This is a genomic window from Armatimonadota bacterium, from assembly GCA_016869025.1.
Lineage (GTDB): Bacteria > Sysuimicrobiota > Sysuimicrobiia > Sysuimicrobiales > Humicultoraceae > VGFA01.
This window is the reverse complement of record VGFA01000003.1, coordinates 83,347-109,065: the sequence shown is the minus strand read 5'-3', so window position 1 is coordinate 109,065 and position 25,719 is coordinate 83,347. Positions and strand designations below refer to the sequence as shown.

The following is a 25,719-nucleotide window of genomic DNA, read 5'->3' as shown; positions in this document are numbered from 1 at the left end:
TATACTGGGCGTCGGATGTCGGGCCGTAGCGCAGCTTGGTAGCGCGCCTGAATGGGGTTCAGGAGGTCCCCGGTTCAAATCCGGGCGGCCCGACCAGCTAGAACAAAGACGGGGCGAGGGCTTCAGCCTTTGCCCCGTTTCGCACGACCTGGCGGGCAGCGGCGCCGCCCCACCGGTCGCAAGGGGGGCTCCCGGATACCAATGTCGGTGCCCACTGAACCAAGGCCCCACGCCCCTGATGGGCATTCCCTGTGCGCGATGGGGGCCTGGGAGCGCGTCTGGGTCCTTCTGATCGCGGCGACCTGCCTGCTCGTCCTCGCCGGCGCGCCGCTGCCCCACCTGGATGGAGACGACTTCTTCTACGGGGACATCGCCCGGCAAATCCTGGCATCCGGAGACTGGATAACCCTCGGGCACCCGGATCAACCACAGTGGATAGTGGACAAGCCACCCGTGTCGTTCTGGTTGATGGCCCTTTCCATCCGCCTCGGCGGGGACAACGCGGTGGCCCTGCGCCTGTGGCAGCTGCTAATGGCGTTGGTCGCCATGTTTGTAACATCTCGTATTGCGCGAATGGGCGGCGGGAGGGAGGAGGGACTGCTTGCGGCGCTGCTGCTGGGCACCTCCCTGGAGTTCTTCTACCTTAGCCTGAACCCCAAGCAGGACATCCCGCTGAGTCTCTTCCTTGCCCTGGCATTCCACGCGTACCTGATGTACCGCTCGGAAGGCAGGACCCGGGCCGCGGTACTGGCCGGGGTGTGGACTGCGCTTGCGCTTCTGAGCAAAGGGATCGTGGCAGTGGCCGTCTTCGCTCTGGTGGTCGGGGGCGACCTGCTGTTCTCGCGGCGGACGCAGGCAGGCGCAGGCCACTGGCGCTGGAGGCAGATTGCCGTTGGGACCGCGGCCTTCCTGCTGATGGGGGCCCCGTGGTTCATCGCCGGAGCAATCCGACAGGGACAGCCGTTCATTGACACGTTCCTTCTGGGCGGGACGCTCGGGGTCGGCCGGTTCTTCCACGGTGTCACATCCCCGCTGCCCTACTGGGCGGCCGTCCTGATTGTGATCCCGGGGATCATGATCGGCGTGATGCCTTGGGCAGGATTCCTGCCCGGGGCGGTACAGGAAGGATGGCGTGGCTTGCGCGCAGGGCCCCGCTCGATCCGCGTCTGCGCGCTGTGGGCAGGGCTGTACTTTCTGCTGCTGGCGCTGTCCCCCGCGGACAAGATGATCCACCACCTGTTGCCGCTTTGCACGCCGGTTGCGGTTCTAGCAGCCCGCGCCGCGACAAGGGCGGACGGCGACCCCCGCCGCCTGCGCGGTCCGGCGATCGTAGCGCTGCTGGCAGCGGTACCCGGCACCGCGCTGGTGGTGGTGGCCCAGACCCGTTATCCCGACGAGGCGCAGTTCTTCCTTCCGCTCTTGGCGCCTGCGGTTGCGATGCTGCTGGTGTCTCTTGTCTCCTTTGCCGTCTTTGCTCTGCGCGGACGCGGACGGATCGCCATCGCCGCGGCGGCCGTTGCCGCCCTCCTCGGGTACGGCTCAGGCATGTGGGCACTGGTGAGGTACCCGAGCGTTCCGCTTGGGCCGCCGCACGGCTCTCAGCGCACCGTCCACGGTATCGGGTCTACCTTGGTCCCGTTCACGCGGAGCCCCCAGTGGAGGTGTGGACCGGTGGACAGCCCTGTGCTTCCTACGCGGCCCAGGACCTCGCCCCTGGCGACTCTCTGCCCGACGCGCGCACCGATCTCCGACATGTGGAGGTACGACGTCACAACCCCCAGGCCATGGTCCACCAACACCGCGTGACCGCTCAGCGGAAGGGGCTCGGCCAGCCGAACGATGCCGCGGCCGGCTGACCGGACAGGCGTGCCCTGAGGCGCTTTGATGTCCACGCCGCCGTGGAACCCCCTGACCTGCCCCTGGTAGATGCTGAGCACGCCGTACTCGGAGGTGAGCACACCTCGTATCGGCAGGGCGAGCGGGTCTGTCCAGAGCTGAGACGGGTGAAGGACCTGTAGCGCCTGAGCAACCCGTCTGCGCTCACGCTCCGCGGCCTGAGGCGTCAACAGAGGAGCCAGCGCTGGATCGAAAGTGATCTCACGCCTGGGGAACGGCACGCGGCCGACTGTGACCGTGCGCCTGTATGTGCGGCCCGTGAGCCCGGGGCCGAACGCCTCCACGGTCAGAGCGTGGCGGCCCGGCGGCGTGTCAGGGTCGGTGCCCAGGATCGTGCGCCATCCGGAATCCCCGGCCCGGTAGGCAGGCCACCGTCGCCCGGCAAAGCGGATCTCCAAGCGTTCCGCCGGCACGGTCGTTCTCACGAACAGCCGCAGCGCGCCGCCCTGGCGAATCCAGTGGCGTGACAGTTCGATCGTGATCGGCTCCGCTGCTGCACTGGCCGCCGGCAAGGCCCCCAGGGGCGCGGCCGCGCTCAGTGTCAGGAAGGTGCCCAGGAAAAGGAGGACGCCCAGGACGAGAATGCCAGGTGCCCGGAAGGAGAAGTGGCCCTGGCAGAGAACCTCACTCTGTGCTCGCCAGTCTGCTTGTCTGAATGTCGGACCATATGACCGCCGGAGGGATGCCGCTATGTCCATCAAGAGCACGGCACGGCTCTTCGCGAGTATCATGCTCATCCTGGGCCTGCTCGTGGCAGGTCCTCTCAGTTCCACGCCCAGCACAGCCGGCCCCAGGCTGGACAGGCTCACCATCCTGGGAGGACCTCCGGGTGGGGTCTTTGGCATCTTCGCGACCGGGCTCGGGACTTTCCTCTCCAGGGCGGTCCCGAACCTCGACGTATCCGTGGCCGCCACAGGCGGGTCGGTTGAGAACGTCCGAAGGGTCAACGCGGGCGACGCGGAGATGGGGATCGCGTTCACGTCGGACGTGCACGAGTCCTACTACGGCCTGGAAGGTTTCAAGGGCAACCCGCACACGAACCTCAGGACCATCGGCATGATGTTTCTGGGCATCGCCCATGTGATAACCTTCCGGGACAGCGGCATCCGCACGGTGGAGGACCTGGTGGGGAAGCGCGTCGCGGTCGGGACCCCTGGCTCCGGGACCTTTGCCACCGCAGAGCGGGTGTTTCGCAGCCTGGGCATCTGGGACCGGATCACACGGGTGCCCCTGCTCGGGGCCGCGGCAGGCGGCGCCATGGGCGACGGGCGGGTTGACGCCTTCTTCTGGACCGGTCCGTACCCGGATCGGGTGACGATTGAGGCGGCGGTGACGCGTCCCGTACACTTCATTGACGCTTACACACCGCTGGGACGCACCGACTTCCACAGGGTCTTCCCGTACTACGCGCGCTACATCATTCCGGCCGGATCCTATGCCGGCGTCACTGAGAACACCGCCTCCCTGGGCGTGCCAGCGCTGTGGTTTGTCAACAAGGACGTGCCCGCGCCCCTGGTGCAGAGGATGGTTGAGGCCGCCTACGGCCGCGAAGGACACGGGCACATGCTGCGAGTGCACAGCGCCTCAGCCGACATGACCTCGCTCAAGGCCCTGCAGGGGGTCACGATCCCGCTGCACCGGGGAGCCGAGGCCGTATGGGTTAGCAAGGGCATCGAGATCCCAGAGAGGATCCGGGCGCGCTAGTCCCTGGAGAGCCGGATCCACACGTGAATCGAAACCTGTCGCGCAACTGGGACATCGCCGCCCAGGTCATCCTGGGCGCGGTCGCCATCTTTTACCTGCGGGCGGCCGCCTTCGGCGTGGACTCGATGCAGTACCACCGCGGGATCGCCGTGATGTTCAGCTTGGTGGCCGCCCTGCTCCTGTACAAAGGGTGGCGCCGCGCTCCCGCGGACAGGCCATCTTGGTCGGACCTGGTACTCATCGCGGGCGCCGTCGTTGGCGTGGGCTATTGGATCCTGGAGCACGAGGCATTGGCCTACCGGGCGGGTATGCATACCCGCCTGGACTACATGATGGGCCTGGTCGTTACGCTCCTGGCCGTAGAGATTGCGCGACGGGTGCTGGGCCGCCCTCTTGCCATCATATCCGTCCTGGCCATCGCCTACGCCCTCTACGGAAACCTCTTGCCCCCGGTCATCGGTCATCGGGGTTTCCTGCTACGCCGCGTCGTCGAGTACATCTACCTGACCTCGGACGGTATCTTCGGGATAATGGCCGAGGTGATGGCCAGCTACATCGTGCCGTTCGTCGTATTTGGCGCTTTCATGATGCGGGCCGGTGTGGCCAAGTTCTTCATTGATCTCTCAATGGCCGGGATGGGGCGGATCGCCGGCGGGCCTGCGCAGGTCGCCGTGATCTCGAGCGCTATGCTGGGCTCCATCAACGGGAGCCCGATCGCCAACACCGCCACCACCGGTGCCTTCACCATCCCACTGATGAAGCGCACGGGTTTCCCGCCGCACATTGCCGCCGCGGTTGAGGCATCCGCCTCCACCGGGGGGATGATCCTGCCCCCGGTGATGGGAGCGGGCGCGTTCATCATGGCGGAGATGACCGGAATTCGCTACGCCGAGATCGTCAAGATGTCCATCGTTCCCGGCATCCTGTACTTCCTGGCGGTCGGGATCATGGTCTACCTGGAGTCGCGCAAACTGCGCATCCGCGGCCTCAGCCGGGAGGAGCTCCCACGCGCGCCGGATGTCCTCAGGCAAGGCTGGTATCTCTTACTGCCCATCGCGGTCCTGGTGGGCGCGCTTTTCCAGGGCGCCTCGCCGGCCCGCGCCGTGATATACGCTATCGTGGCCACCGTCGTTGTGAGCTGGCTTCGTCCGGAAACCAGGATGGGCCCGCTCCAGGTGTGGCAGGCGCTGGTGGACGGCGGCAAGGCCTGCACCTTTGTCGGCGCAGCCACCGGTTCAGTTGGCATCATCATCGGCGTCCTGGCGCTCACAGGTATCGGGATCAAGTTCTCGACGATCATGCTCACCCTGGCCGGGACGAACCTCCTGCTGATGCTCCTCCTGGTCGCTGTGGCCTCCTTCGTCCTGGGCATGGGGATGCCGATCACCGCGGCCTACCTCGTGGTGGCCGTCGCCTCCGCACCGGCGCTGGTGGAGCTGGGGGTGCCGCTCATCGCGGCGCACCTGATCATCTTCTGGTTGAGCCTGGACTCCAATATCACCCCGCCAGTGGCACTGGGCGCATACACCGCGGCCGCCATCGCGGACGCCGACCCCTGGCGCACCGGTTGGAACAGCTTTCGGTTTGCCAAGATGATCTACGTGATGCCGCTGCTGTTCGCGTACACGCACATCCTGTACACGGGGACCCTTGCCGAGAACATCTGGGCGGTCGTCTCCGCGATCGTAGGCACCGTGGCGTTCTCCATCTGCAGCACGGGCTTCTTCCTGGTGCGGACAACGCTGGTGGAATGGCTGCTCCTCGCGGCTGCCACGTTCCTGGCGTTCGTGCCCGGGCTGGTCACCGATCTGACCGCGATCGCGGTATTCGTGGCGGTCTTCTTCTGGCAGAGGCATAAGCTGCAGCGGTCCGCAGAGATTGGTGCAGGTGCGGCTGCCGGCGTAACGACGGCCCCGGCCGATCGGTAGAGGGGCATGATCTACCAGCCTATTGAACGGCAGAAGGTCTGTGAACTGGTTGCCAACCACCTCATCCGGCAGATCTCGGATCGGCGGTTGAAACCAGGCGACACGCTGGCCGCGGAGCGGGAACTGACTCAGGCCTTTGGCGTGGGCCGGTCCTCGGTCAGGGAGGCCCTGCGGATTCTCGAATCCAAGGGGCTCATCCGGCCGGTGGGGAAGGGGACGTTCGCTGTCGCCGAGTACGCCAATCCCCTTCAACATTCGGTGCGGTTGCTGCTGGCGCTGCAGGAGATCGCCCTGCCCGAGCTTTTCGAGGTGCGCAAGATCCTGGAGGTGGAGGCCGCCGGCCTGGCTGCGATGCGGCGAACGGACGATGACCTGGCCGAGATGGCCCGCCGGATCGAGGAGATGGTCGAGGGCCTCTCATCCCAGGAGCGCTACATCGCGGCCGACCTGCAGTTCCACCTGGCGATAGCGGCCGCGACGCGCAACCGCATCGCGCTGCACGTGATGCAGGCCATCCGTGACGCGCTCCACCAGGCCCTGGCTTCGATATTCCTGATCCCGGGCAGTCCTCAGCAGTCCCTGGCGCAACACAAGGAGATCCTTCGGGCCATCTCCGCCGGGAATCAGGACGAGGCCAGGCAGAGGATGCGGGAGCACCTGCTGCGAGTAGAGGGAGACATCCGCGACGCCCTGGTCGCGGGCACCTGATCTGAACACGGAGGGAGCAATGCAGAAGATAGGATTCGTGGGTTTGGGGGTCATGGGAAGCCGCATCGTCAAGCGGCTGCTCGACGCCGGCCGCCCGGTGACCGGCTACAACCGCACCCGGGACAAGGCGCAGTGGTTGCTCGACGCGGGTATGCGTTGGGCTTCGTCGCCGCGGGAGGTGGCCGAGGCCTCGGACGTGATCTTCACGATGGTCACGAACACCGCCGCGCTGCAGGCCGTTACCGAGGGGCCGGATGGGATACTGGCCGCGTTGGGGCCGGGCAAGATCTACGTGGACATGAGCACCGCGAGCCCGGACGCCAGCCGCGATCTGGCAGCACGCGTCGCCGCTGCTGGCGCTCGGATGCTGGACGCGCCGGTCTCCGGAAGCGTGATAACGCTGGAGCAAGGCAAGCTCTCCATCATGGTCGGGGGCGAGAAGGAAGTCTTCGAGCGGGTGCTTCCGATCCTGAAGGACATAGGTCCCACGGTCAACCACGTCGGCAGCAACGGCCAGGCGGTCCTCATCAAGATTGCCAGCAACCTGAGCCTGGCGGTTCAGATGCTGGCTTTCAGCGAGGGCATCCTGCTGGCCGAGAAGAACGGCATCCCCAGATCCGTCGCGGTCGAGGTGCTTCTCAACAGCGTGATGGCGTCACCCATGCTGCGCTACCGCGGGCCCTTCGTGCTCCAGATGCCCGAGGAGGCCTGGTTTGACGTGACGATGATGCAGAAGGACATGCTGCTGGCCCTGGAGATGGGCCGCCAGCTCCGGGTGCCGATGCCCACAACAGCGGCCACCAACGAGATGCTCACCGCGGCACGGGCCCAGGGCCTGGAGAAACAGGACTTCGCGATCGTCTTTGAGGTGCTGGCCCGCATGGCCGGGATGCCTCCTTCCGGGGGCGGTGCGGGACAGGCCTCGGGGCGCTAGGGAGGCGGAGGATCCGATGCGGCGCACAGCCCCGCGCACTGAGACCCAGCAGGCCGACGCCTCGCAGGGCGTCCCCGTCGAGCAGTGGCTTGCGATGTACGAACAGATGGTGAAGATCCGGGCGTTCGAGGAGCAGGTCAACGAACTGTACCGCGGCGCCAAGATGCCCGGCCTCGCCCACCTATGCACAGGTCAGGAGGCCTCCGCGGTCGGGGTCTGCCAGGCGCTACGGCCCGACGACTACATTACCAGCACCCACCGCGGCCACGGCCACTGCCTTGCCAAGGGGGCGAGGGTGGACCTTATGTTCGCCGAGCTCCTGGGCAAGGCCCCCGGCTACTGTCGCGGCAAAGGCGGCTCGATGCACATCGCCGACCCACAGTCGGGCAATCTGGGCGCGAATGCGATCGTCGGCGGCGGAGCAGGGATAGCGACAGGGGCCGCGCTGTCGGCGAAGCGTCGCGGCTCCGGTCAGGTTTCGGTGTGCTTCTTCGGCGAAGGCGCGCTGGGCCAGGGGGTGCTGTACGAGGTAATGAACATGGCCGCGCTCTGGAAGCTCCCGGTGATCTACGTATGCGAGAACAATCTCTACAACGAGTACACTCACTACGCTGAGACCACCGCCGGTGAACTTCGCGCAAGGCCTGCCGCGTTCGGAATCCATTGCGTCGAGGTGGACGGTCAGGACGTGCGGGCAGTCTACGCGATGACCCGCCGGGTGGTCGAGCGTCTCATGGCGGGAGAAGGCCCCGCCTTCCTTGTCTGCAACACATACCGGTACTTCGGCCACCACGTGGGCGATGTGAACCGGTCCTACTACCGCAGCAAGGAAGAGGAGCAGGATTGGAAGGCGCGGCGCGATCCCCTGGCCATCCTGGCCGTGTGGCTGACCGTCGAGGGGCTGGCGGACGCGGGAATGCTCGAGGAGATAGAGCGGCGTGCCCGCGACGAGGTGGCGGCCGGCGTGGAGTTCGCCCTGGCCGCTCCCTACCCGGACCCGGGGGAGGTGGACCAGCATGTCTACGCATAGCGTCCCTGCCGACCGCGAGATCACTTTTGCCCAGGCCGTCCGCGAGGCGCTTGCTGAGGAGATGCGTCGCGATCCCGCGGTCTTCATACTTGGCGAGGATGTCGCCGAGGCCGGGACGCCGTTCAAGGTGCTCTCGGGACTGGTGGAGGAGTTCGGCACCGAGCGGGTGACAGACACGCCGATCTCCGAGGCCGGGTTCACCGGGATCGCGGTGGGAGCCGCGATGACAGGGCTCCGTCCGGTCGTGGACATCATGTTCGGGGACTTCCTTCCCCTGGCTATGGACCAGATCGTGAACCAGGCCGCCAAGGTGCACTACATGTCCGGCGGGAAGCTTCGGGTGCCGCTCGTGGTGCGCACTAACCTGGGAGCCACGCGCCGCTCCGCGGCCCAACACAGCCAGAGCCTGCACGCCCTTCTCAGCCACATCCCAGGGTTGAAGGTCGTTCTGCCGTCAACACCCTTTGATGCCAAGGGTCTGCTCAAGACCGCCATCCGCGACGAGAATCCGGTGGTGTTCTTCGAGGACAAGCTCATGTTCCAGATGAAGGGCCCTGTTCCGGAGGGGGAGTACACCATCCCCTTTGGCGTCGCCGACGTTAAGCGGCAGGGAGCGGACATAACCCTCGTCGCGACCAGCAGCATGGTGCAGGTTGCCCTGGCCGTGGCGCACATCCTAGAGAAGGAAGGGATCAGCGCCGAGGTGCTGGACCCGCGCACTACCGTTCCCCTGGATGCGCACACGATCGTGGAATCAGCCAAGAAGACCGGGCGGGCCGTGGTGATAGACGAGGGGCACGAGCGCTACGGGGTCACCGCCGAGATCGCCGCGGTCATTGCCGAAGGAGCCTTCTATCACCTGGACGCGCCGGTCAGGCGCATGGGCGCCATGGACGTGCCCGTGCCGTTCTCCCCGGTGCTGGAGGATCTCACGGTGCCCACGGCCGAGCGCGTGGCAGAAGCGGCAAGAGCGCTCTGCGGGCGCACCTGAAGAGCGGGGAGGGAAGGGGAATGGGACTGAAGACCTATGGCCTCACGGCGGTTGACTGGGAGGAGCGGGTCAACTACGACCGCCTCCGTGCCCAACGGCTGGCTCGTGCGGAGCGGCTGCTCGGCGAGTCTGAGCTGGGTGCCCTCCTGTGTTTCGACATGAACAACATACGGTACATCACCGCGACGCACATCGGCACCTGGGCGATGGACAAGCTGGTGCGATTCTGCCTGCTGCCCCAGGGCGGGGATCCCATCCTGTGGGATTTCGGCTCCGCGGCCCGGCACCATCAGTTGTACTGCCCGTGGCTGGGAGAGCGATCGCGCGCAGGGATCTCCACGCTGCGCGGGGCCTCTTCTGAGCAGGCACAGGAAGTGGCGCGCAAGATCCGCGTTGAGCTGGAGGAACGCAACCTGCTGGGCGAGCCGGTGGGCGTGGACGTGATCGAGCCGGCCGTGCTCTTTGCCCTGCAGGCCGAAGGGGTCAAGATCGCGGACGGCCAGCCGCTAATGCAGCAGGCCCGCAAGATCAAGACCGGGGACGAGATCACCCTCATCAACACGGCCTGCATGATGGTGGACGCTGCCTACGAGGAGCTCTACCGGGTAATGAGACCCGGGATGCGCGAGAACGAGTGCGTGGGGCTGGTCAGCAAGGTGCTCTACGACTTGGGATCCGAGCACGTGGAGGGCGTCAACGCCATCTCCGGGGAGCGGTGCAACCCCCACCCGCATGTCTACACCGACCGCGTGCTCAGGCCCGGAGATCCTGCCTACTTCGACATCCTGCACTCCTACAACGGCTACCGCACCTGCTACTACAGGACGTTCGCCATCGGCAGCGCTTCGGCAGCCCAGGTGGACGCGTACAAGCGCTGCCGCGGCTACCTCGACGAGGCGATAGCCCTGATCAAGCCGGGCGTGACCACTGCGGATGTCGTCAAGATCTGGCCACGGGCAGAGGAGTTCGGGTTCGCCAGCGAGGAGGCGGCGTTTGCCCTTCAGTACGGGCACGGCGTAGGCCTCTCGATCTGGGAGAAGCCCATATTCAGCCGGTTCGTATCGTTTGACCATCCGGAGGTCATCGAGGAGAACATGGTGTTCGCCCTTGAGACGTTCTGGCCGGCGGCGGACGGCTGGTCGGCGGCCCGCATCGAGGAGATGGTGGTCGTCAGCAAGACCGGCTGCGAGGTGATCACCCGGTTTCCCGCCGAGGAGCTGCTGGTCGCAGGGGGGCGCTACCACACGGCGGCCGGCCCCCTGCCGGCCACGCGGGAGACACAGTCCAACCTGAACCGGTCCCATCGTTGAATGCGGCGGTCGCCGGATCATGGGGGGGCTACAACTGATGGGTGATCAGCACGAACGGTTGCGGGTGGCTGTGGTCCAGGCCGCGCCTGTTTTCCTGGACAGGGAGGCAACGACCGCGAAGGCTTGCGGGCTGATCCGGGAGGCCGCGGGCATGGGCGCGCGGGTCATCGGGTTCCCAGAGGGGTTCATCCCGGGCCACCCGCTCTGGTATCACTTCCACCCGGCGACGGCGCCCACCAGCAGCGCCATGGCCGCGCGCCTGTTTACGAACGCCGTTGAGATACCGGGACCTACGACCGAGGTCCTGGCGGCGGCGGCCAGGGAGGCCGGCGCGTACGTAGTGATGGGGATCTGCGAGCGCCGAGCAGGGACGTCGGGCACGCTGTTCAACACTCAGCTTTTCATTGGCCCGGACGGTGAGATCATCGGCAAGCACCAGAAGCTCACCCCGACCGTGGGCGAGCGCCTGGTGCACATGGGAGGCGACGGCGGCACACTGCGCGCGTTCCCAACCGGATTCGGGAGGATCGCGGGGCTGATCTGTGGGGAGAGCTTCAATCCCCTGGCGATCTTCACCCTGGTCGCTGAGTATCCCCAGATCATCGTCGTCAGTTGGCCCAACCGTTTTCCCAGGCGGGGGATGTCCTGTCCGGAGAGGTCGCACCTGGCAGGCAGGGCCCTGGCCTTGACGTCTAAGGCCTTCGTCCTCAGTTGCTGCGGAACGATGACCGACGAGATGAGAGAACTCCTGGTCTACCGGGACGACGACCGGGAGACGCTCTGGGACGAGAGGGCGAGCGGCGGTTCGAGCATCGCCGGACCGTCCGGGACAATCGTCGCCGGCCCCATGGGAGCAAACGAGGGTATCCTGTGCGCGGACATTGACCTGTCGGAGTGTGTGGCAGAGAAGATCCGTCACGACTATGCTGGGCACTACAACCGGCCAGACGTTTTTCACCTGACCGTTCGCGGATCCAATCCTTCGATGGTGACGCGGGAGGATTCGTAGGAATGGGCACAGATGTCATCATGCCCGCGCTGGGCATGGCTCAGGAGACCGGCCGCGTGGTCAGGTGGCTCAAGGCCGAGGGCGATGCCGTCACGGCAGGTGAGCCCCTGCTGGAGGTCGAGACCGACAAGGTCACAGTAGAGATCGAGGCTCCGGCATCCGGCACACTGCGACGGGTGACCGCGGCAGAGGGTCAGGACGTGCCGGTGGGCCAGACCATCGCGGTAATCCTGGCACCGGAGGGCGCTGCCGACGCGCGGCTTGCGCCGGCGGCCCCACCCGCGCCGCCTGGCCCCCCTGCGGTCCGCGAGCCCGCAGCCAGCCCGCTCGCCGCGCGGCTGGCCGCCGCGCACGGGGTGGACCTGCGGGCAGTGACGCCCCGCGGAACCAGGATTGAGAAGGCGGATGTGCAGGCGTATCTCCAGGCCCGCGATGGCGTTGCGGCCGAAGATCTGGCCGCCGAGGTGCGCGCGGCCGGACGCATACTGGCTTCTCCCAAGGCCAGGCGGCTGGCGGATGCGGTCGGGGTGGACCTGGCGGCCATCAAGGGGACAGGGCCAGGAGGCGCTGTGCTGGCATCCGATGTGCCGGCCAGGTCAGGCGCACGTGGCGCGGCCGGGCCTGCGGCGGCGGCCGCCATGACAGAAGGTGTTGTGACAGCGCCCGTGAGTGCTGCCTGGCGGCGCATGGCCGAGCGCACAGCGCAGAGCTGGACCGGCGCGCCGCACTTCTTCCTGTTGCGCGAGGTGAACGCGGGCCGGCTCGTGGCCTGGCGCGACCGGTGGCAGAAGCGGTTCAAGACCGACATCACCTTCACAGACCTGCTGGTCAAGCTGCTTGCCTCGGCGCTTGTGGAGCACCCCCGTCTCAACAGCCGGTGGCTGAACGGCACGATCGTGTCAAGCCCTGAGATCAACATCGGGCTGGCAGTTGCCATAGAAGAAGGATTGATCGTTCCGGTCATACACCGCGCGGACCAACAGAGCGTGCGTCAGATTTCTGACCGCCGCAAGGACCTCGTCAGCCGGGCCCAGGCAGGGAAGCTGCGGGCAGAAGACCTGACCCGGGGCACATTCACAATCAGCAACCTGGGAATGTACGGCGTGGACGTCTTCAACGCCATCATCAACCCACCCCAGGCAGCCATCCTGGCAGTGGGCCGGATCGCTGACCGCGTGGCCGCCGTGAAGGGCCGGCCTGCGGTGCGGCCGATGATGACGCTCAGTCTGTCGTGCGACCACCGCGTGGTGGACGGAGCGCGCGGGGCGCGGTTCCTGGAAACCCTGGCCGACTTGATCGAAGAACCGGCGACCCCGTTGGATTGAGGGAGCGGATGCGCGCACTCGTCAAGACGGACCGCGGCACCGGTCACCTGGAGCTGCGCGAGGTTCCGCTCCCGCGGCCCAGGCCGGACGAGGTGCTGATTCGGGTGCGCGCCTGCGGCGTCTGTGGCAGCGACCTGAAGATCCAGGACGACCAGCATCCGTACAACCCGCCGGTGGTGATCGGCCACGAGTTCGCCGGCGAGATCGCCGAGGTGGGCAAGGACGCGGGCGGGTGGGCGGTCGGCGACCGTGTAGTTTCCGAGCAGCACACGGGTGCCTGCGGGCGCTGCCGCCAGTGCCTTACCGGGAATGCCTTCGCCTGTGCTTCCAAGCGGGCCCCAGGATACTGGGTGGACGGCGGGTTCGCGGAGTTCATCAGGGTCCCGGCCTGGCTGCTGCACCGCATTCCAGCCAATCTCGGCTTCATCGAGGCCTCGTTCGCCGAGCCCTCGGCGGTGGCGGTGCACGGGGTGCTCGAACGCACCGGCATCGCCCCAGAGGACGTGGTGCTCGTTCTGGGTTGCGGGCCGATCGGGCTGGCGGCCGCGAAGATGGCTCAGGTCGCCGGCGCGTCGCGGGTCGTCATTGCCGGGACAGGCCGGGATGAGAGGACCCGTCTCCCCAAGGCGAGGGAGCTCGGCATAGACCATGTCGTGAACGTGGAGCGCGACGACCTGGCGGCGCTGGTGGTCGATCTGACCGGCGGAGAGGGCGCCGATGTCGTCGTGGAGCTCTCTGGGGCCCCGGCCGCGGCGGCGCAGTGCTTTCGGCTTGCCAGGCGCCTGGGCAGGGTTGGGATCATCGGGCAGCCCCCGACCGACCAGGTCGCGATCCCATACCGCGAGGCACTGTTTCGGGCGCTCGCGGTGTCGTTCACCTACAGTTCCAAGTACACGAGTTGGGAACGCGCCCTATCGCTGTTTGCGCGCGGGGCGGTGATCCCATCTCGGTTCGTCACCCACGTTCTTCCTCTCCACGAGTGGGAACAGGGCTTCGGTCTCTCGCGGAGCGGGGAGGCGGTAAAGGTCGTGCTCGATCCATCACAAGAGGCCGGGTGAGGAGAGGAGAGACCGTGGAGATCCCAAAGACCATGAAGGCCGCCGTGCTGTTCAACTATGGCGACCTGCGCCTGGCGGAGAGGCCGGTTCCTATACCCGGTGCGGGTGAGGCGCTGCTCAAGGTGGCCGCGGTTGCCATCTGTGGCAGTGACCCTGCGATCATTGCCAAGGGCTGGCCCGGACATCCGCCGCTGGGCGAGTTCATCCCCGGCCACGAGTTCACCGGAACCGTGGTGGCCGTGGCGCCGGACGTGACCGAGGTGAAGGTGGGCGACCGTGTGGCCGTCGAGCCCCATAAGGGCTGCGGCCGCTGCGTGAACTGCCTGCGAGGCCTCTACACCACGTGCCTGAACTACGGCAAGCCGGAGAAGGGCCACAGGCACTACGGCTTCAGCAGCAACGGCGCCTACGCCGAGTATGCCGCCTGCCACGTCAACACTCTCCACCGGCTGCCGGAGGCGATCTCGTTTGAAGAAGGCGCCCTGCTCACGACGGCCGGCACCGTGCTGTACGGATACGAGCGCGTAGGCGGGGTGATGCCGGGCGAGACCGTCGTTGTCACCGGGCCGGGCGCCCTCGGTTTGATATCCGCGCAGGCCGCCAGGATACTGGGTGCCGGACGCGTGATCCTGACCGGCACGCGCGAGGACCGGCTGGCAGTAGGCAGGCGGATGGGCGTGGACATTGCGATCAACGCCCGCGAGACGAACGTTCGCGATGCGATCATGGCCCTCACCGACGGGATCGGCGCCGACCTCGTCGTGGAGTGCACCGGGCAGGCAGGCCCTGCCGCCGAGGCCCTGGATCTGGTTCGGAAGAGCGGCCGGATCTCGTTCAACGGCATCTATCACGAACCGGTTACCCTCCAGCTCAACAAGATCGTCCAGTGGAACCTGCTGATCACCGGTCCCAAGGCAGAGGGCATGTGGAACACAGACAGGGCGATCCCGCTCATGGCCGGTGGCCGCCTGGACCTCAAGCCGCTGATCACGCACAGGTTCCCGCTGGCCGACATCAACCTGGCCTTCGAGACCTTCACCGGCCGTGCGGGTGGTGCGATAAAGGTGATCGTCAATCCCTGAGGCAGGGCTCGCCAAGGAGGGCACGATGGGTAACTGGGAGATTCCGCCCAAGGGCGGGCACATGGATGCCGCCAATGGCATCTACTTTCAGAACATGACAATGAAAGAGGTCACGGCGCGGCTCCAGAAGGACGACCTGATAATCATTCCCGTGGGCAGCACCGAGGCCCACGGCCCGCACGCCTGCTACGGCGAGGACACGTTCCTGGTGACGCGGATGGCCGAGGCGGTGGCCCAACGGACCGGGTGCACGGTGTCGCAGCCGGTCTGGTTCGGCAGCCACCCCTACCACCACATCGGCATGCCCGGCACTGTGCCCGTGGACGAGGACACGTTCACGGCATACCTGAGCTCGATCATCGCCGGCTTCTGGAACGCCGGGTTCCGCAAGCAGATTATGTTGAACGGCCACGGACAGGAGTACGTGATCCCCACTGCCATTCACCGCTTCGCCAAGAGGTACCAGGTTCCGGCGGTTCTCATCAACCTGAACTGGTACTACGCGATCCAGCCCTACGTGAAGGACAAGGCGCACGGCGGGCCGTTCGAGACGCCCTTCGTTCACGCCGATGAGTGTGAGACCTCATACTCGCTGGCGCTGTTTCCCGAGATGATCCGCATGGAGGACGCCGTGGACACCAAGGTTCACGGCTTCCTGCCGCAGGGGCACGTGGACTCGGCTGCCAACGCCTACCAGCGGGCGATTCCGTGGTACGGGCACGCCGGCCTGGGCACGATCGAGATCGTGGGCAATCCCGAGGGTGTGGTGGGCAGGGCCACGCTGGCGGACGCCGAGAAGGCCAGGCCGGGCGTCGAGGCACTGCTCGACTACATGGTGCGGCTGCACGACGACATCATGACCCGCTTTCCTCCCGGGGTGCTGCCGGAGGCGTCGCTCGTGACCCAGCGGTTCACGCAGGCCGAGGTGGACGAGTTGCTCAGGGGGCCGCTGGGCGGCGGGAAGCACCTGTACACGGTGGCATGGCCGCCTCGATGACGGACTACGACGTGGTTGCTTTCGGCGAGGCGATGGTGCGCCTCTCGCCGCCGGGCTACCGGCGGCTGGAGCAGACCTCGACCCTGGATGTCTCTGTCGGCGGCGCAGAACTCAACGTGGCAGCCAGCGTGGCGCGGCTGGGGCTTGCCTCTGCCTGGGTGAGCCGCCTGCCTGCCAACCCGCTCGGGCGGATGATCGCCAACAAGGGACGCGAGTTTGGGGTTGACATGGGCCACGTCATCTGGGCAGAGGGCGAGCGCGCCGGGTTGTACTTCATCGAGCACGGCGCGGCTCCCCGCGCCACCCAGGTGCTCTACGACCGCAAGGCATCGGCGTTCGCAGGCATCAGGCCGGGGATGGTGGACTGGGAATCCCTGCTGTCGCGGTCACGCCTCCTGCACGTGGGTGGCATTACCCCCGCGCTGAGCGCATCTGCCGCAGCGGCCCAGCAGGAGGCCATGGCCGCCGCGCGCGCCGCGGGCTGCCTCGTCAGCTACGACCTCAACTACCGCGCGGCGCTGTGGGGTCTCGAGGAAGCCCGTGCCGCGCAACTGCCGCTGATGGAGTTCGTTGATGTTCTTGTCACATCGCTTCCGGATCAACCCGACGTGACCGAGCTGATCTCCGGGGAGAGGGGCGCCGATCCAGCCGGGGTTGCGCGGCGTCTGGCGGAGAGGTTCGGTTTCCGCGCCGTGCTGGTCACGATGCGCGGGACGCCGTCTGTGTGGCGTACGACATGGAGCTCGCTTGCCTGGGTCGCGGGCGGGCTGTTCACGGACCGTTGCTACGAGATCGAGGCAGTGGACAGGATCGGAGGAGGGGACGCCTGCGTGGCCGGGTTCCTGGTCGGCTACCTGGAGGGCGATCCAGGCCGCGGAGTTCGGCTGGGAAACGCCCTGTCAGCGCTGAAGCAGACGTCGCCCACCGACTGGCCGTGGCCGACGCGCGCAGAGGCCGAAGCCCTGATAGCCGATGGGGGGACGCGCCTTGCGCGCTGATGGTACCACCGGGCGATCTTTAGCGGGCAGAGGGGAGGAGGAGATCTGATCCGCGTTGCCTTCACCGACCTGGTCTTCGAGGACCGCGAGGCCATCTGTCTCGATGGTTGTAAGTTCACGCTCCACGGGCCGTTGCGCACGGCAGACGAGATCGTGGCCGCGGCCGACGGGGCAGACGTCCTGTGCATGCGCGACCAGTTCGGGCGCGTGACCGGGGAGATCCTGGACCGCCTCCCGAACCTGAAGCTCATCGTGACGCGGTCGGCCGGGTACGACCACATAGACCTGGCAGAAGCCGAGCGCCGCGGAATCCGGGTGTGCAACGTGCCGGACTACGGCGCCCACATGATCGCTGAACTGGCATTTGGGCTGCTCCTGTCCGTTGCTCGCAACATACCCCGGGGAGACGAACGATACCGCCGGGAGCGGCGCTTCTCCGACGAGGGGCTGCGAGGTGTCGAACTGCGCGCCAAGACCCTGGGCGTGATTGGCACCGGACGCGTGGGCCTGCACAGCATCCGCATTGCCAAGGGGTTCGGGATGCGGGTCCTCGCTCACGACATCAGCGAGGTTCCACAGGCGGCGGGAGATCTCGGCTTCGAGTACGCGCCTCTCGAAAGGGTGCTGGCGGAGGGAGACGCGGTAACGCTGCACATCCCGCTGACCGTTGGGACGCACCACCTGCTCGACGCCCGCCGGCTGGCTCTGATGAAGCCCGGTGCGATCCTGGTGAACACCTCGCGCGGCGCGATCGTGGACACTCAAGCGCTCATCGAGGCCCTTCGGTCGGGACACCTCGTCGGCGCCGGGCTGGACGTGCTGGAGGGCGAGCGCAGCATCTACCACGACTTCTCTGGGCTCAACGTTGTTGTGACCCCGCACATTGGCTGGTACACCGATGGCGCGGTCGGGCGCATCATGTCCGCAACGCTGTCCAACATCGCGGCGTTTGCCGTGGGGAGATGCACTAACCTGGTGGGAGCGTGAATGGAGTCCGAGGATGACAGGAGCAATGTGGGCGCTCGCCTCCGGGGTGGGATTCGGGCTGTTCCAGGCCTTCAACAGCCGGGCCGTACGCGGGGCGGACGTCGCGCGGTCCACCTTCGCGCAGTTGCTCATCAGCACGGTAGTCCTGGCCGGAATTGCTCTCGCTACCGAGGACGCGGCTCGCCTGCTTTCCGCGCCTCCCTGGGCGCTGCTCAACTTCTTCATGGCCGGCTTCTTCCACTTCTTCCTCGGGTGGACGATGCTCAACGCCAGCCAGAAGCGAATAGGCGCTGCGCGCACGACGCCCTTGCTGGCCGCCACGCCGCTCTTCGCCACGGTTCTTGCCGTGCTGGCCCTGCGCGAGCTGCCCGGGCTGCCGGCTCTGGTAGGCGTCGGGCTGGTGGTCGTTGGGGTGGCCGTGATCTCCGGCGCAGGCAGCGGGCCACATCTGACCTCTGGCGCTCATGCCGGGTTGAAGGCCTCCATGTGGGGGCTGGGGACCGCGCTTTGCTGGGCGATGAGCCCGATCTTCATCAGGAAGGGACTGGAAGGCCTCCCGTCCCCGTTGCTCGGCGTCACGGCCGGGCTTGCCGGATCGGCCGCAGCGTACGGGCTGGTGCTTTTCCCGCGGCTCCTCCAGGGCAGGGGCACGTCCCCGGAAGGCCGGCCCTCTGGCCGGGAGGAGACGCTGTTCAAGCTGGCCGCCGGCGTTCTGGTGGGCTTGGCCACCTGGGCGCGCTGGATCGCCGTGGACCTGGTTCTGGTTGCCGTCGCCCTGGCCCTCACCCAGGTCTCGGTGCCAGTGGTGCTCCTGGTGTCTCCGCTGGTGGGTGGCCGCCGGGCAGAACAGGTTACCGCGCGCCTCTGGCAGGGCTCGGCATTGATCATCGCCGGTTCGTCCGTGCTGCTCTTCTACAGGTGATGCATCCGTTGGTAGGGGGACTCTGGTCATGGTAGTGGACGGGCACGCGCACATCATAGTGCAGGAAGCCACGCGCGGCGCCGGAGACGAGTCGTGGCGTCCCCACGTGCGCTGGGAGCAAGGAAGGCAGGTCGTCGAGGCAGGAGGCCGCCAGGTCAGGTCCGCGCTCCAAGAGTTTGTCCGGATCGAGGCGATACTGCAGTTCCAGGAGTCCAGGGGGATAGGCCGGACTATCCTGTGCCCGTGGGTCCCTCTGCTCGGCTACGAGCTCGAGCCGGAGGAGGGTCTGCGCGCCAGCCGGATCCAAAACGCCGCGCTGGCCTGGCTGGTCGAGTCCTACCCCGGCCGCGTCGCAGCGCTCGGCGCGGTGCCGCTGCAGGCACCCGACCTGGCTGCACGCGAGCTGGACGCGCTGATGGCAGGGCGTCGGATCAGCGGCGTCGAGGTCGCCGCCAGCGTGCGTGGCGTGCCACTGGGAGACGACCGCTTCCTGGAGTTCTGGGAGGTGGCAGAGGGCACGGGCGCCCTCGTGTTCGTGCATCCAACCACGCGGGGCTTTGACCTTCCGGCTCTTGGCGGGTACTACATGTGGAACACGGTGGGCAATCCGCTGGAGACAACGATCGCCGCGGCTCAGATGGTAATGGCCGGCATGATGGAGAGGTACCCGCGGCTCAAGGTGCTGCTGGCCCACGGCGGCGGTGCCCTATTGAGCGTGCGTGGACGGCTTCGACACTCGCACTCCTTTCAGCCCGACGCCCGGGCCAGGCTGCGGGAATCCCCCGATGCCTCAATGCGGCGTTTCTACTACGACACCGTGACCCACGATGCGGACCTGCTGCGCTCTTTGGTGGACTACGTTGGAGCGGACCACGTCCTGCTCGGATCAGACTACCCGTTTGATATGGGGGTCTCGGATCCGGTTGGGGACGTGCACGGGCTAGGCCTGGCCGCCGATTCCGAGAAGGCGATCCTGGGCGGCAACGCGCTGCGGTTGCTTGGAGAGGTGGATGCTGGTTATGCCTGACGATGAGAGGGTGGCGGCGGCCATATCCAACTGGGCTCCCCGCTTCGTTGCTCAGGGCGTGGACTACAACGACTTCCTGCGCACGACCTCGCGCATCGAGCGTTGGGCGGACTGGCTGGATGCGTGGTGCGCAACGGGCGACCTGCACACGGGCCTGGCACGCGAAGCCGAGGCACGAGGCCGAATGCTGAGCGCAGGCGAGGCCTTCGTGCGCGCCGCGCTCTGCTACCATTTCGCGAAGTTTGTCTGGCTGGTGGATCTGGAGAAGCACCGCGCGGCCACCGACCTGGCCGTGGCCAGCCTGTACGCGGCGCACCGGCTCCTCGACCCAACGGCTGAGCGCGTGGAGATCCCCTTTGAGGGCGCGGCGCTGGTGGGCAACCTGCGCCGGCCTCACGGCGCGTCACGCCCGCCGCTGGTGCTCCTGATACCGGGGCTGGACTCGACAAAGGAGGAGTTCTTCTACTGGGAGGCCGTGTTCCTGGCGCGCGGGATGGCGACCTTCTCCCTGGACGGACCTGGCCAGGGAGAGACCAGCCGCGCGGTCCACATCCGGCACGACTACGAGGTGGCTGTAGCGGCCACCCTCGACAGGCTCGCGGAGCGCGGCGACATAGATCTCGATCGAGTGGGCGCCGCGGGCGTGAGCCTGGGAGGGTACTATGCCCCCAGGGCGGCGGCGTTCGAGCCGCGGCTGAGGGCAGTCGCTGCCATCGCCGGGCCGTACAGCTTCGGTGAGACCTGGGACCACGTCCCTGCGTTGAGCAGGGAAGCGTTCGCGCACCATTCCGGAGCGCGCGACGACAGGGAGGCGCGCGCGAACGCCCTGCGGCTGGACCTTACCGGCGTGCTACCGCGCCTGAAGCAGCCGCTCCTGGTCGTTTTCGGCAAACTCGACAGGTTGATTCCCTGGCAGCACGCCGAGAGGGTGGCTGCCGAGGCCCCCAATGCCCAGTTGGTGATGTATCCCGAGGGCAACCACGTGTGCAACAACATCCCATACAAGTACAGGCCGCTGGTGGCGGATTGGATGAAGGAGAGACTCGCGGATGTGGGATAGATTCTCGGAAGGCGAGATGGCGCGACGGTGGGCGCTTGCACGCGACCTGATGCTGTGGCGCGACCTGGGGGGCCTGCTGGTCTTCGGCAACTCGGGAGTCAACCGGCACAACCAGGCCAACGTCTTCTGGCTGACGAACCACCTCGACCTGCACCACAACTACCTTGTTGCCCCGCTGGACGCGGCGGTTGAGCCGGCGCTCTACGTGGGCCTGACCAACCACGTGCCCAACGCCAGGCAGGTGAGCGGCGTTCCCATCATAGAGTGGGGCGGCTACAACCCGGCCGAGACGGTCGCGGCGCGGCTGCGGGCCGCGGGCCTCGGAGATGCCCGGCTGGGGATAGTGGGAGTCAACCACAAGTTCAGCATGGGCATGCCCTACCAGCACTACGAGGCGCTGCGGAAGGCCCTTCCGAGCGTGGAGCCCGTGGACGTCACGGCCGAGTTTGCACGTCTCAGGGAGACCAAGTCCGCGGAGGAGATCGCCTGGCTGCGCCGGGCCGCGGCGTTCACCGATCAAGCGATCCTTGCCCTCCGGGATCAGGTCCGTCCCGGCATTCCCGAGTATTCGCTCCTTGGGATCATTGAGGGCGCCTTCCGGTCCCAGGGCGGCCAGCCGCACATCGCGTTCCTGCGCTCGATGGCCATGGACGACCCCAACGGATGCCTTCCTGCGCAGAACCCCTCGGCCAGACCCCTGAAGCGCGGGGACGTCATCATCACGGAGATCAGCGCTTCCTACTGGGGATACTCGGGCCAGATACACCGGCCGATCTTCGTGGGCTCTGATCCGACTCCCCCGTGGACCAGGATGTTCGAGGTCGCGCGTGTCGCCTACGACCGCATGGCAGAGGCGATGCGGCCCGGCGCGACCGAGCGCGAAATCATCAAGGCCGCCTCGGTCATCGGCGAGAACGGCTACCTGATCTACGACGACCTCATCCACGGCTACGGCGTGGACATCCTGCCCCCGCTGATTGACCGGACATGCTGCCGGTACTGGCCGTGGGACGAAGAGCGCGCCGCCCCTGAGGGCCGGCGCTTCGAACAGGGCATGGCCGTGGTCATCCAGCCCAATCCCGTGACGCACGACGAGCGCATGGGCCTGCAACTGGGCGCGCTCACGGTTGTGACCGATTCAGGCGCCGAGGCGCTTCACGCGATCCCGTTTGAGCCCGTTGTTGCGGCCGCCGCATAGGCCCGACGCCGCGGTACGGGCACCACGATAGCAAGGAGGGGGAGAGAAGTGAGCGGAACGGTACCCCATCACAGGCTGTTTGAGTCCACGATAGGGCCTTCTGTCGCGGGCAAGGAGTCGAAGGTGTTTCACCTGGACGACGTGCCGGACCTGGCCTCGGATCACGATCGGCGCCGGAAGAAGGTGCTGTTCAACTCGGCGTTGACCGGCACGGAGATGCTTGTGGACGTGCTGTTCTACGCGCCCGGAGGCACGTCGCCGCTTCACTACCACAGCGGGACCGAGCACTACTTCGTGGTGCTGGACGGACGCGGGCACATCACCATCAACGGGCAGGATCAACCCCTGCGCGCTGGGTCCGTGGTCTGGCTCGCCGAGGGAGATCCCCACAAGGTCTTCGCCGCCGAGGACAGCCCGCTGGTGTTCCTGGAGTACTTCTCCAAGGGCAAGCACGAGACCGTGTTCGTAGAGCAGGCCTGCGAGTGGCGGCCCGAACGGCGTGAGTAAGCACGGAGGCCCGGCCCCAACAGATGGGGCTCCCTGGGTAGGAAGGCCGATCAGGCGGCGCGAAGACCCTCGGTTCCTGCGGGGGCAGGCCAGGTACCTGGCGGACATATCCCTTCCCTGCATGCTCCACCAGGTGGTTGTGCGCAGCCCGCACGCTCATGCCCGGCTGATCGCCATACGCGCCGAGGTCGCCCTGCGCATGCCAGGCGTGGTGTCGGTGGTCACGGCAGCAGACCTGGCAGGGCGCGTGGGTGCCTACCCTATCGGGGCGATAGAGGGCGCGTGGGCCGCGGATACCCCGCACCCGCTCCTTGCGGACGGCAAGGTGCGCTATGTGGGCGAGCCCGTGGCCGCGGTGCTTGCCGAAAGCCGAGCAGCAGCCGTGGACGCTGCCGAACTCGTAGATGTGGAGTACGAGCCGCTCCCCGCGCTGGTGGACCCTGCCGAGGCCCTGGGCAGCGCTATGCTCCTGCACGAGAAGCTGGGGGAGAACGTGGTCCTGCGATGGGATCGGGCGGGCGGCGACGTCGAAGGGGCCTTCCAGGCCGCGGCGCGGGTTACCTCGGGTAAGTTTGATCTCCCGCGCCTGATCGCGGCACCGATCGAGCCCAGGGGTGCCCTGGCCTCATACGAGCCGGGGACCGACCTGCTAACGGTCTGGTGCTCGGCGCAGGATCCATACCGCCCGCTTGCGCAGCTTGGCCAGATCCTCAGACGGCCGGAAGACAGGATTCGGCTGGTGGTTCCGGATGTGGGAGGTGCTTTCGGCAGCAAGGGGATCATCCCACCCGAGGGCGCCCTGGCCGCGTGGCTGGCGATCCGGACCGGCCGGCCCGTCCGGTGGGTGGAGGACCGCCGGGAGAGCTTCGTGGCTGCCTACCAGGGCAGGGGGCTGCGCGCCGAGTTGGAGATGGCGGTAGCCGCCAGCGGCAGGATTCTGGGCGTGCGCGCAAGCCTGCTCTCGGACGCCGGGGCGTACCTCTACCCTGCCACTGCGCTGTCACCCGTCACCGCGGGCATGCTGCTGACCGGCGCTTATGCGATCCCGGCCGCATCCGTGAAGCTGGTCGGAGTGTGCACGAACAAGGTGCCAGCGGGTCAGTACAGGGGCGCAGGCCGACCCGAGGCCGCCTACCTGGTCGAACGCATGATGGACCTCATCGCCGGGGAGATGAATCTGGACCCCGTCGAGATCCGCCGGCAGAACCTCATTCCCCCGGAGAGCTTTCCCCACCGGACGCCACTCGGCTTCGTGTATGATTCCGGGAACTACGGCCGCGCGCTGGATCGGGCATGCGAGCTTGTCGAGTACGACGCGTGGCGGGAGCGGCAGCGGCTCGCGCGCGCAGAGGGTCGCCTGATTGGCATCGGGCTGGGTCTATACGTAGAGCGCGCCGGCAGCCAGATCTGGGAGAGCGGTGCCTGCTCCGTCCGTCCCGACGGCCGGGTCGTGGTACGCACGGGGTCGTGTTCCCACGGTCAGGGCCACGAGACGACCTTCGCCCAGATAGCGGCCGATGCGCTCCAGGTAGATCCCGATGCCATCGTGGTCGAGTACGGGGATACCGCTGTCGTTCCGCGTGGCGTCGGCACCTTCGGGAGCCGCTCCACCGCGGTCGGGGGCTCGGCCGTGCTCACAGCGGTTCAGAAGGTGAAGGTGAAGGCAGGCCGGATCGCCGCCCACATTCTGGAGGCCGCCGAGGCCGACATCGAGTGGTCGCGCGGGCAGCTGCACGTCCGCGGGGCCCCGGGCCGCGCCGTCTCGTGGAAGCAGGTCGCAGCGGCCGCCTACCAGCCCGCGCGGCTTCCGCCTGACATAGAGGTGGGGCTCGACGCTGCCGCGACCTTCCGCCTTGTTGGCCCGGTCTTCCCGTTCGGGGTCTACGCGGCCGTTGTGGAGATAGACCGGACTACCGGGCAGGTGCACGTGCTCAGGCTGGTTGCGGTGGACGATGCGGGGACAATCGTCAATCCGCTGCTGGCCGAAGGGCAGGTCATCGGCGCCGTAGCCCAGGGGTTGGGGCAGGTGCTGGCCGAGCAGGCGATCCACGACACCGAAGGTCAGTTGCTGACGGCAACCTTCGCTGACTATCCGATGCTCCGGGCCCACCAGGTCGTGGATGTTACCACCGAGTTCCTGGAGACGCGTTCGCCGTTCAACCCGCTGGGTGCAAAGGGTATCGGGGAGGCCGGGACCATTGGGACACCGCCGGCAGTCGCGAACGCGGTGGCCGACGCCCTGGCGCCTCTGGGAATCCGGCACGTGGATATGCCGCTGACGCCTGAGAAGATGTGGCATCTGGTGCGCGGCGCAGGCGCACCACCCCGCTGACCGCGGCGAAGTGGGCGCGGCCGGTCTGGCGGCACCATCTCCTCAGGAACTGCCCGGAATCTGAACAGATCTATTGACATTCTATCCCGTTTGTGTTAATGAATTCAATGTGAACCTTGAATATTCAGCCCTAGACCTTCAATGCTGCCTGGCTTCGGGGGCAAAGTCCAATGGGTGAGGCCTTTGATCGGTCTGGGAAGGTAACCCCAGCGCCGGCCGTGGATCCGCGAACCGCATTTACCATGCCTGGGGCCTGCCCGGTGTGTGGCGATGCGCTGGCCGTGGTCCGGCTCGAGTGCAGCACCTGTCAGACCGCGGTGGAGGGCCGGTACCGGGCCTCACGGTTCGCCGGGCTGTCGGCCGACCAGATCGCTTTCCTAGAGGTGTTTCTCCGTTCCCGGGGCAACATCCGCAAAGTCGAACGCGAGATGGGCATCTCATATCCCACTGTGCGAAGCCGCCTGGACGCGGTCCTGAGCACCCTGGGCCTGGCGGTCGGGATTGAAGAGGACGAGGCCGCGTTCCAGCAGCGCAGGAGGGAAATCATGGACATGCTCGAGGCCGGGGATCTCACGCCTGCTGAGGCGACCAGGATGCTGCGGCAGTCGAGCAAGACCGAATAGGAGGAAGCAGGGCTCAGGGTCTGGGCCGGAAGCATCCTGATACGACTCGGTGTGTCCATTGTCGGCCCCAGGGCGGCCCTGTCGGCAAACGGC

General features: G+C 67.0%; 22 protein-coding genes, 1 tRNA gene and 1 pseudogene. 23 read left to right on the top strand and 1 reads right to left on the bottom strand.

Annotated features, from left to right (window positions below):
- Positions 1–19 precede the first annotated feature (19 nt).
- Positions 20–96, top strand: a tRNA-Pro gene (locus FJX73_03030).
- Positions 52–876: pseudogene (locus FJX73_03025) on the top strand (phospholipid carrier-dependent glycosyltransferase). The gene FJX73_03030 and the pseudogene FJX73_03025 overlap by 45 nt, the downstream one beginning before the upstream one ends.
- A 722-nt stretch (positions 877–1,598) precedes the next feature.
- Here the strand turns inward: FJX73_03025 and FJX73_03020 are convergent.
- Positions 1,599–2,741: a M23 family metallopeptidase gene (locus FJX73_03020; protein ID MBM3469747.1), complete on the bottom strand. Its 1,143-nt coding sequence runs from the start codon at positions 2,739–2,741 to the stop codon at positions 1,599–1,601.
- Here FJX73_03020 and FJX73_03015 point away from each other — a divergent pair.
- The 21 genes from FJX73_03015 to FJX73_02915 all read left to right on the top strand — a co-directional run bounded on the left by FJX73_03015 (position 2,479) and on the right by FJX73_02915 (position 25,626).
- Complete coding sequence (locus FJX73_03015) at positions 2,479–3,600, top strand: TAXI family TRAP transporter solute-binding subunit (GenBank protein ID MBM3469746.1); 1,122 nt, start codon at positions 2,479–2,481, stop codon at positions 3,598–3,600. The genes FJX73_03020 and FJX73_03015 overlap by 263 nt on opposite strands.
- Positions 3,601–3,623: 23 nt before the next feature.
- Positions 3,624–5,528: a TRAP transporter fused permease subunit gene (locus tag FJX73_03010; protein ID MBM3469745.1), complete on the top strand. Its 1,905-nt coding sequence runs from the start codon at positions 3,624–3,626 to the stop codon at positions 5,526–5,528.
- A gap of 6 nt (positions 5,529–5,534) precedes the next feature.
- Positions 5,535–6,236: a FadR family transcriptional regulator gene (locus FJX73_03005; GenBank protein MBM3469744.1), complete on the top strand. Its 702-nt coding sequence runs from the start codon at positions 5,535–5,537 to the stop codon at positions 6,234–6,236.
- Positions 6,237–6,255: 19 nt separating this feature from the next.
- Entirely contained in the window at positions 6,256–7,170 is a 915-nt protein-coding gene (locus tag FJX73_03000) for an NAD(P)-dependent oxidoreductase (GenBank protein ID MBM3469743.1), read from the top strand.
- Positions 7,171–7,186: 16 nt separating this feature from the next.
- Positions 7,187–8,200 carry a thiamine pyrophosphate-dependent dehydrogenase E1 component subunit alpha gene (locus tag FJX73_02995; GenBank protein ID MBM3469742.1) on the top strand — a complete coding sequence of 338 codons (1,014 nt, stop codon included), beginning with the start codon at positions 7,187–7,189 and terminating at the stop codon, positions 8,198–8,200.
- Positions 8,187–9,191: an alpha-ketoacid dehydrogenase subunit beta gene (locus FJX73_02990; protein ID MBM3469741.1), complete on the top strand. Its 1,005-nt coding sequence runs from the start codon at positions 8,187–8,189 to the stop codon at positions 9,189–9,191. Before FJX73_02995 ends, FJX73_02990 begins: the two co-directional genes overlap by 14 nt.
- A 20-nt stretch (positions 9,192–9,211) precedes the next feature.
- Positions 9,212–10,501, top strand: coding sequence for an aminopeptidase P family protein (locus FJX73_02985; protein MBM3469740.1), 1,290 nt, complete (start codon positions 9,212–9,214; stop codon positions 10,499–10,501).
- 19 nt (positions 10,502–10,520) lie between these two features.
- A complete protein-coding gene (locus FJX73_02980) occupies positions 10,521–11,510 on the top strand; it encodes a carbon-nitrogen hydrolase family protein (protein ID MBM3469739.1) in 990 nt (329 codons plus the stop codon).
- 2 nt (positions 11,511–11,512) lie between these two features.
- On the top strand, positions 11,513–12,835 hold the full coding sequence (locus FJX73_02975) for a 2-oxo acid dehydrogenase subunit E2 (GenBank protein MBM3469738.1): 1,323 nt from the start codon (positions 11,513–11,515) through the stop codon (positions 12,833–12,835).
- An 8-nt stretch (positions 12,836–12,843) separates the two neighbouring features.
- Positions 12,844–13,893, top strand: a complete 1,050-nt coding sequence (locus tag FJX73_02970) for a zinc-binding dehydrogenase (protein ID MBM3469737.1) — start codon at positions 12,844–12,846, stop codon at positions 13,891–13,893.
- Positions 13,890–14,975 (top strand): zinc-binding dehydrogenase, encoded by a 1,086-nt coding sequence (locus FJX73_02965; protein ID MBM3469736.1) that lies wholly within the window; start codon positions 13,890–13,892, stop codon positions 14,973–14,975. Before FJX73_02970 ends, FJX73_02965 begins: the two co-directional genes overlap by 4 nt.
- A 25-nt stretch (positions 14,976–15,000) precedes the next feature.
- Positions 15,001–15,972, top strand: a complete 972-nt coding sequence (locus FJX73_02960; GenBank protein MBM3469735.1) for a creatininase family protein — start codon at positions 15,001–15,003, stop codon at positions 15,970–15,972.
- Positions 15,957–16,970, top strand: coding sequence for a sugar kinase (locus FJX73_02955; protein MBM3469734.1), 1,014 nt, complete (start codon positions 15,957–15,959; stop codon positions 16,968–16,970). The genes FJX73_02960 and FJX73_02955 overlap by 16 nt, the downstream gene beginning before the upstream one ends.
- A gap of 93 nt (positions 16,971–17,063) precedes the next feature.
- Positions 17,064–17,957 (top strand): hydroxyacid dehydrogenase, encoded by an 894-nt coding sequence (locus FJX73_02950; GenBank protein ID MBM3469733.1) that lies wholly within the window; start codon positions 17,064–17,066, stop codon positions 17,955–17,957.
- Positions 17,869–18,879 carry a DMT family transporter gene (locus tag FJX73_02945; GenBank protein ID MBM3469732.1) on the top strand — a complete coding sequence of 337 codons (1,011 nt, stop codon included), beginning with the start codon at positions 17,869–17,871 and terminating at the stop codon, positions 18,877–18,879. Before FJX73_02950 ends, FJX73_02945 begins: the two co-directional genes overlap by 89 nt.
- Positions 18,880–18,907: 28 nt before the next feature.
- Positions 18,908–19,906, top strand: coding sequence for an amidohydrolase (locus tag FJX73_02940; GenBank protein ID MBM3469731.1), 999 nt, complete (start codon positions 18,908–18,910; stop codon positions 19,904–19,906).
- Positions 19,899–20,966 carry an alpha/beta hydrolase gene (locus FJX73_02935; GenBank protein ID MBM3469730.1) on the top strand — a complete coding sequence of 356 codons (1,068 nt, stop codon included), beginning with the start codon at positions 19,899–19,901 and terminating at the stop codon, positions 20,964–20,966. Before FJX73_02940 ends, FJX73_02935 begins: the two co-directional genes overlap by 8 nt.
- Positions 20,956–22,164, top strand: coding sequence for an aminopeptidase P family protein (locus tag FJX73_02930; GenBank protein ID MBM3469729.1), 1,209 nt, complete (start codon positions 20,956–20,958; stop codon positions 22,162–22,164). The genes FJX73_02935 and FJX73_02930 overlap by 11 nt, the downstream gene beginning before the upstream one ends.
- Positions 22,165–22,212: 48 nt before the next feature.
- Entirely contained in the window at positions 22,213–22,671 is a 459-nt protein-coding gene (locus FJX73_02925) for a cupin domain-containing protein (GenBank protein ID MBM3469728.1), read from the top strand.
- Between the two features lie 121 nt (positions 22,672–22,792).
- The gene (locus FJX73_02920) at positions 22,793–25,003 is read left to right on the top strand and encodes a xanthine dehydrogenase family protein molybdopterin-binding subunit (GenBank protein ID MBM3469727.1); all 2,211 of its coding nucleotides are present in this window, start codon (positions 22,793–22,795) and stop codon (positions 25,001–25,003) included.
- Between the two features lie 242 nt (positions 25,004–25,245).
- Positions 25,246–25,626, top strand: coding sequence for a DUF2089 domain-containing protein (locus FJX73_02915; GenBank protein ID MBM3469726.1), 381 nt, complete (start codon positions 25,246–25,248; stop codon positions 25,624–25,626).
- Positions 25,627–25,719 lie beyond the last annotated feature (93 nt).